The organism is Xenorhabdus bovienii (genome assembly GCF_024721015.1).
Classification (GTDB): domain Bacteria; phylum Pseudomonadota; class Gammaproteobacteria; order Enterobacterales; family Enterobacteriaceae; genus Xenorhabdus; species Xenorhabdus bovienii.
In genome coordinates this window covers 1-5,795 of record NZ_JANAIF010000120.1, presented here as the reverse complement: position 1 = coordinate 5,795, position 5,795 = coordinate 1, and the positions used below count along the sequence as shown (strand labels likewise).

The 5,795-nt window shown below is 40.5% G+C and carries 11 protein-coding genes; 2 read left to right on the top strand and 9 right to left on the bottom strand.

The window, feature by feature from the left end:
• Positions 1-424 precede the first annotated feature (424 nt).
• The 6 genes from NXS07_RS18315 to NXS07_RS18295 all read right to left on the bottom strand — a co-directional run bounded on the left by NXS07_RS18315 (position 425) and on the right by NXS07_RS18295 (position 3,211).
• Positions 425-838, bottom strand: a complete 414-nt coding sequence (locus tag NXS07_RS18315) for a type II toxin-antitoxin system death-on-curing family toxin (RefSeq protein ID WP_052726022.1) — start codon at positions 836-838, stop codon at positions 425-427.
• The gene (locus NXS07_RS18310) at positions 835-1,008 is read right to left on the bottom strand and encodes a hypothetical protein (protein ID WP_155270976.1); all 174 of its coding nucleotides are present in this window, start codon (positions 1,006-1,008) and stop codon (positions 835-837) included. The genes NXS07_RS18315 and NXS07_RS18310 overlap by 4 nt, the downstream gene beginning before the upstream one ends.
• A gap of 198 nt (positions 1,009-1,206) precedes the next feature.
• Positions 1,207-1,920 (bottom strand): phage antirepressor N-terminal domain-containing protein, encoded by a 714-nt coding sequence (locus NXS07_RS18305; protein WP_082243317.1) that lies wholly within the window; start codon positions 1,918-1,920, stop codon positions 1,207-1,209.
• A 248-nt stretch (positions 1,921-2,168) separates the two neighbouring features.
• Entirely contained in the window at positions 2,169-2,363 is a 195-nt protein-coding gene (locus NXS07_RS21860; protein WP_071827791.1) for a phage antirepressor KilAC domain-containing protein, read from the bottom strand.
• Positions 2,294-2,932 (bottom strand): KilA-N domain-containing protein, encoded by a 639-nt coding sequence (locus NXS07_RS18300; RefSeq protein WP_051863036.1) that lies wholly within the window; start codon positions 2,930-2,932, stop codon positions 2,294-2,296. The genes NXS07_RS21860 and NXS07_RS18300 overlap by 70 nt, the downstream gene beginning before the upstream one ends.
• Positions 2,933-3,031: 99 nt before the next feature.
• Positions 3,032-3,211: a hypothetical protein gene (locus tag NXS07_RS18295; RefSeq protein ID WP_155271853.1), complete on the bottom strand. Its 180-nt coding sequence runs from the start codon at positions 3,209-3,211 to the stop codon at positions 3,032-3,034.
• A gap of 113 nt (positions 3,212-3,324) precedes the next feature.
• Here NXS07_RS18295 and NXS07_RS18290 point away from each other — a divergent pair, with 113 nt between their 5' ends.
• A complete protein-coding gene (locus NXS07_RS18290; protein WP_038223619.1) occupies positions 3,325-3,630 on the top strand; it encodes an Arc family DNA-binding protein in 306 nt (101 codons plus the stop codon).
• A gap of 142 nt (positions 3,631-3,772) precedes the next feature.
• On the top strand, positions 3,773-4,048 hold the full coding sequence (locus tag NXS07_RS18285) for a DUF4236 domain-containing protein (RefSeq protein ID WP_046336593.1): 276 nt from the start codon (positions 3,773-3,775) through the stop codon (positions 4,046-4,048).
• Positions 4,049-4,089: 41 nt separating this feature from the next.
• Here NXS07_RS18285 and NXS07_RS18280 read toward each other — a convergent pair whose 3' ends face one another.
• The 3 genes from NXS07_RS18280 to NXS07_RS18270 form a co-directional block, all read right to left on the bottom strand.
• The gene (locus tag NXS07_RS18280; RefSeq protein WP_155271852.1) at positions 4,090-4,395 is read right to left on the bottom strand and encodes a hypothetical protein; all 306 of its coding nucleotides are present in this window, start codon (positions 4,393-4,395) and stop codon (positions 4,090-4,092) included.
• 184 nt (positions 4,396-4,579) lie between these two features.
• Positions 4,580-4,870, bottom strand: a complete 291-nt coding sequence (gene nadS, locus NXS07_RS18275) for a NadS family protein (RefSeq protein WP_038182073.1) — start codon at positions 4,868-4,870, stop codon at positions 4,580-4,582.
• Between the two features lie 2 nt (positions 4,871-4,872).
• A complete protein-coding gene (locus NXS07_RS18270; RefSeq protein ID WP_038223617.1) occupies positions 4,873-5,184 on the bottom strand; it encodes a type II toxin-antitoxin system RelE/ParE family toxin in 312 nt (103 codons plus the stop codon).
• Between the last annotated feature and the right edge of the window lie 611 nt (positions 5,185-5,795).

Genomic DNA, 5,795 nt, shown 5'->3' with positions numbered 1-5,795 from the left:
TTGTCTAGCACACACTACAGCGGGTATTTTCTTTTTACTATTTGATTAATTAATCGCCTGTCATAAATTTCATTCAAGCCATCCGTAGTTTGGAGTTAATCAGTATATTTAGCTCTATCCCGAATCTCTTTGATACCCATTCCGAACACAGCACGATGGTTTGCGCACATCCAGCAAGAGCATAGGCAAGGTGTCCGATAACATATTCCTGCTGATGTTTTATCAGGTTGACCACCAGCATTATGATACTTACTACGTTTTGCCTTTAAGCGGTACATGTGATGTCGTCTGACAGCACGATTTCTTACTTTCATAAATGAACCCACGTAATTGTTGCGCGACCGCATGGTTATGCAGCCGCTTAATCGTGAGTTCTGAACGGATTGTTTTTCTCATAGTGAATATTAACGGTTGTGATTACTAATTATATCCCATAGCCAGTAACGGTCTCTTCCAAAAGGTCATTCCGGTAATTAGACAAAATCTTTAGTGCGAAAGCGGTATTGTCGCAATCGGCCTCACCAATAGCTGCCAATATTGTCAATTTTACCAGCTCAAATGACGCATTGAGTTCAAATCCATTGAGTATTAAGAAGATACTCGTTGCCTGAAAAGCTGTTCGTTTGTTTGCATCATTGAAAGCGTGTGATTTAGCTATCGCTATCAAGTACATAGCTGCAAATTTGAAAACATCTTCGCATCCTTCATAATCTCTCAATGTCTGGACACGAAATAAAGCACCCTCAAGTTTATTAACATCAGGCTCGCCGCTATTCGGAAGTGTTTTTCTCTGAATTTCAATAACTTCTTCTGTTGAGAGAAATTGAATATCCATTATTTATCTTCCAATGCCTTTATAATATCTGCATATTTAGTTTGAGTATGCAGCAAGGCTTTCCTGAACGCTTCGGAACGAGCATCATCAATAGAGTTAGTTGCATCAGTAGGCTCACGCTTTGAATTATCAGCCTGTCTCGTTATCTTTTGGATGTCGTTAACTTTTTCCATATGCACCTCTTTTTCTGTATGTGTACAGATTAGCAGCACCAATAAGACAGTCAATGTATATAATGCAAGGCTGGTTACAAGCCATCCGTGGCTTGGGGTTATGCGTTGAACTTGTAGCTTTCTAACGCCTTCATCATGGGCTGCATATCTTCTTTATGTATCAGCAGATAGCCAGCACGTTGGGCTATTTCCATAAAGTCATTTATGGTCGCTACATGGTGATTTGGTGTCAGTGCTGAGGAATAAAACAACCTCGCCGTTTTCCAGTTCCATTAGTAATTTTCCGCTGAATCCAGAATAACCATGCAGGACTGGCAATTCTTCTTTGCCAAGATATTCACCCTCCATTGCCATCTTGTGAACATATTCGATAGCCTGTGGTAACTGATCGGCTGTCAGTTCATCTATATGCTCTACATTGAAGCGTTGGTGAACTAACGAATAAGCCTCTGGGTACATGATACCTTTCTTGCTGACCAGAAGGTTAACGGCGTTCTTTAGTGGGTTCCGTTGTTGGACTGTGGTTTTGGTCTTCGCCTTAACCTCACCCGTAGTCCAGTATTCATAAAGAACATCGTCGCACTCATCTTGATACCGGATAACTTTATCCCTGATCGATGCTTTAACTTTATTGGGGCTGATAGTTGCTAACCAGCCAGCAAGTTTGCGGAGGGCAATGCAAATCATCTCCCTCTTTTTACCATCTGCGGCAACTATAACGATTTCCGTTACAGTTGATTTAAACCTTTGTTTTATCTTCTCTAACTGCGATTGCCAAGCTAGCCCCATGCCATCGACAATCGGCTTCATCGGTACATACGGCTCGCCGTTATAATTAACGACATATAGATCTGAGCCATGAAATGGGACGTTAATAGTTTTACTTGGTTCATTAACTGGTATACTTAACATGTCTATTTTCCTTGAGATGATATTAGACGTTGTATAAGAAGCCCTGACTGTTCCACCAGTTGGTGGCTTCACCGTTTTACAGTGATAAAGCGACACTATTTATCGCGTGATTGTCACTTTTTGTAAAGATAACCTTTGTGAATTTGGGAAGTGCTTCGTAAATCAAATTTATAGCGAGTTAATCGGTTGCATTAATAACGTAATGTGATAATTTAACTATCCCTCAGCCATCCTTGGCCTTCAAATCCTTACGCTGCTTTATCCACACTCAATATCTTGGCCAGCTTCGAAATGCCTTTCGGAGTGATGCGAACTTGAGATACTGTTTTCTCTTCACCATCAGGCTTAATCACAACAGTAACCTTATGCTCAATTAACCTCTGCTGGATTTTTTCTTGATAGCCAACCCAAGGGAAGGGGTTCCCATGCGACGGTAAATCCATTTGTTATGACTCATCAGGTCAAACAATGACTTTGGCTTTACCTGTAACTGTTTTGCAGCATCCGTTACACACATAGAACCGTCTGATTTTGCGATACGCTCCAGTGCTGCGACATCCGGTTTCATTTCTTCGACCTTGTGCTCAAGTTCCGCTTTCTGTTCTGCTAAGTCAGCGGCAAGGCGAAGTGCTTCGGGTAAGGATTGAGGGATCTGCACCTGAACTTGATCAACCAACTTACCAGAACGGTAATCAATGAATGTCTGGTTGACCTGCAATTGGAATGATGGGCTTATCCATCCTGCGTATGAAACAGCGAGAAGTTCATGGGCGAAAGTGCCGGGGGTAGTGCCACCACGCACTGATTTGATTACTTCCTGACCTAAGCAGGAATTCTTGCTTAGCTCATCTATTAGCTCTTGTACCTGCTTATTGTTCAACCATAATGATGGGCGTTTTGCATTCTCCCCACCACTTGCCTTATGAAGCGCATTTAGATTGAAACGACCTTCTGAGTCGGTGGTGATTTCTACACCCGCAATGACAGGTAGGTTATTATTTGCTATATTCACTTTGTCACTCTCTTTGTTAGGGTTGACGTAATCTTTAATTGCTTTTCACGGTTTGAAGATTTAGAAGCCTCGTTGGTGGCTGCCTTCGAGGTTTCGTCTTTATTGAGCCACACTTCTTGCTCTCTCATTTACATACCAAGCTATAGCCTGATTCATAACTGAATTCTTCGAAATACCATCCCGTTCAGATAACGAACAAACCTGCTCTTTCAGGAACTTCGTTGTTCTTAACTGCATTACTTCACTTTTCTTTTTTGCATCTACATTGGCGTTCATCACCTTTTTCTCCCCACAAATGATGTCATAATGACATGATGTCAGTATGACATACATTTACATGGTGTCAATATGCTATTACCATCTATTTAGAGATAAATTAGAAGGTGATAAAAATGACGAAAAAGCTCGTGGCGGCTCAAGATAAATTCATGCTTCGACTTCCTGATGGCATGAGGGAGGCTGTTGCCAAAAGAGCAGATGAGAACGGCAGATCAATGAACTCTGAGATTGTTCAAATTTTGCAAGATGCACTTGATGTTAGCGTAAGTCCTATTGATTCGAGCATGTCACCAGAAGATGCAGCTGCTACATTTCAAAGTGAAGTAGAAGAATTTAAGAGGCTACTTTCTAAAAAAGAAGAAGACATCATGAAGGTAGCCAAAGTTTTTGCTCAGTGGGCTGCTCAGAAAGAAAAATAATTACTTAGCCTACCTAATTTTTGCAATTTGCTAGAGTTAGGTTTGGCCTTGATGGTCGAAATCTTGATCATTGAACATCTCGTTAGACTGCACTATAAGTATTAGAAATATTCTAAATAAAACAATGTAATGCGGGGTAATTATGGGTCTTAAATTCAGAAAAAGAATCAAAATAGCGCCTGGAATATACATCAACATCAGCAAGAGCGGTGTCAGTACCTCTATTGGGGGTAAAGGAGCCACGATAAATATTGGTAAGAAAGGCACTAAGGCAACTCTCGGAATACCGGGGACAGGCCTTTCATACTCAACAAAAATGACAGATGGTAAACGAAAACAGAAAACAAAAACCCAAAAGTTTTTTTCTTTCGTTTTGTACGTGATCCTGTTCTTCTTCTTTTATAATCTTATCAAGTAAGCCCCGTGATGGGGCTGTTTAGCTTTCAGAGAGAATTATTTTCACTCTTTTTTGCAGTTAATGAGCCGCAGCATTATTCCGTCGTTACGCGGGTTACCAATCGTAATTGTTGCTATACCGTCATGGGGAGAAAAATCTTCACTAAGCTCACCATCATCATATTTAAACATTAGCTTTCTGCCATCCTGTGCTACTGGCAGTGCGGTTAAAGCCATTTCATGTCCAACATAATCACCTGACTTCATTCCATTAATGATCATAACCCCATTGTTAAAAATCATTCTGGCTTTCACTGTCCCCAGCGGAAAAGAATATTCACTTCCTCGGTCTACTGCTACATAATTCATTAGCCTGCCTACTTTACAGGTGTATATTCCGTTATATTCACTGTAGTTATCACCGCACCCTATTAAGGTAAGCGCTGCACATGCTATTAGTATCCTTTTCATAACATCCTTACATTTTTTGCGGTAATCATAACAGTTGATTGCTTAAAATAAGCACAAAAGCCCCGTGATGGGGATTAGTAAGCTACATAGATAACGCCTTTAAGACATGAACCGGATCTTTTTCTATTGCCTTTAACAATGCTTTTGCTGGGCCTGTTGGCTCTCTTCTTCCCTGTTCCCAATTACGAAGGGTTCCAACATTAACAGAGATTAATTTAGCAAAACCCGTCTGGCTCAATCCGGTTGCCTGACGAATGTTTTTTACTTTCACTGCCTCAATAGTTGTTTCACGAGAAGCAGCACGTTCGCCATTCATGATTTCGTTCATCTGTGTCATGCTTTCAGTGAGTCTGGAAAATAATTTACTGTCCATTGTTACCACCCCTCATTTAATGCTCTCAAGACTTTCTTTTCTGACTCGCTAAGGTCATCTTTAATACCTTTTTTATAAATCAGAAGCAGTCTTATATGTGAGACATCGACCTTGTGATAATAAATGACGCGTACACCGCCACGTTTACCTTTACCTCTGGATGCCCATCTAACTTTACGTAAGCCCCCAGTGTGCTGGATAACATCACCCGTAGCGGGATTGTCTGCAAGATATTGCTGAAACTCGCGATATTCATCATCACTTAACAGCTCTTTACAGTCTTCGGTGAATATATGAGTCTCAATGAATATCATGTTTCAGTACGCCATTGGTGTATGCATAGAGTGATAATAGCACTCTTATTGTATAAGTCAATGGCGTATGACGGAAGAGTTTGGATAGTAAAAAGCCCTGTAGGGGGCTGTCCTGTATACACTGAAATCTCATGTAAGTCTTTGATTAAACTTAATTGTGCTAATGCAGAATAATTAAAGTTAGGTTTTACAAAAGTTTCTTAAAACCTCAAACAAGCCAAGGATGACTTAAAGCCCCGTAGAGGGGCTATTACTTATTGTTATTATCTGTTAATGCATTATTCCAATACTTTATTTTTCTGATAAATGATTCATGAACTTCACTGGGCAGAGTACGCTTTATTGTGGAGATCTCATCTTCAAAGTCTTGGTACACGTTCGTTGAGTCTGGAGATTGACTTAACTACCACCTACTGAAGTAGGTGGGTTAATAACCCCCCCCATTAACTAACGCTACCTCAGTGGCGGGAGGATTATTGTGACTATTAAAATGATAGAGACACTCGTTTACTACTCGCCAACAAGGAAAAGGCAATATTTCAGCAAACGTGGAGCCATTAAAGCAGAGGCTAATGCCCGAATATATAAAAAATATCCTAAAGAGGAACAGG

Bases quoted from the DNA above. Each gene is read 5' to 3' on its own strand.
- NXS07_RS18310 (WP_155270976.1), bottom strand. From the start codon at position 1,008: ATGGAAAAAGTTAACGACATCCAAAAGATAACGAGACAGGCTGATAAT.
- NXS07_RS18305 (WP_082243317.1), bottom strand. From the start codon at position 1,920: ATGTTAAGTATACCAGTTAATGAACCAAGTAAAACTATTAACGTCCCA.
- NXS07_RS21860 (WP_071827791.1), bottom strand. From the start codon at position 2,363: ATGGATTTACCGTCGCATGGGAACCCCTTCCCTTGGGTTGGCTATCAA.
- NXS07_RS18290 (WP_038223619.1), top strand. From the start codon at position 3,325: ATGACGAAAAAGCTCGTGGCGGCTCAAGATAAATTCATGCTTCGACTT.
- NXS07_RS18285 (WP_046336593.1), top strand. From the start codon at position 3,773: ATGGGTCTTAAATTCAGAAAAAGAATCAAAATAGCGCCTGGAATATAC.
- NXS07_RS18280 (WP_155271852.1), bottom strand. From the start codon at position 4,395: ATGAATTATGTAGCAGTAGACCGAGGAAGTGAATATTCTTTTCCGCTG.
- nadS (WP_038182073.1), bottom strand. From the start codon at position 4,870: ATGGACAGTAAATTATTTTCCAGACTCACTGAAAGCATGACACAGATG.
- NXS07_RS18270 (WP_038223617.1), bottom strand. From the start codon at position 5,184: ATGATATTCATTGAGACTCATATATTCACCGAAGACTGTAAAGAGCTG.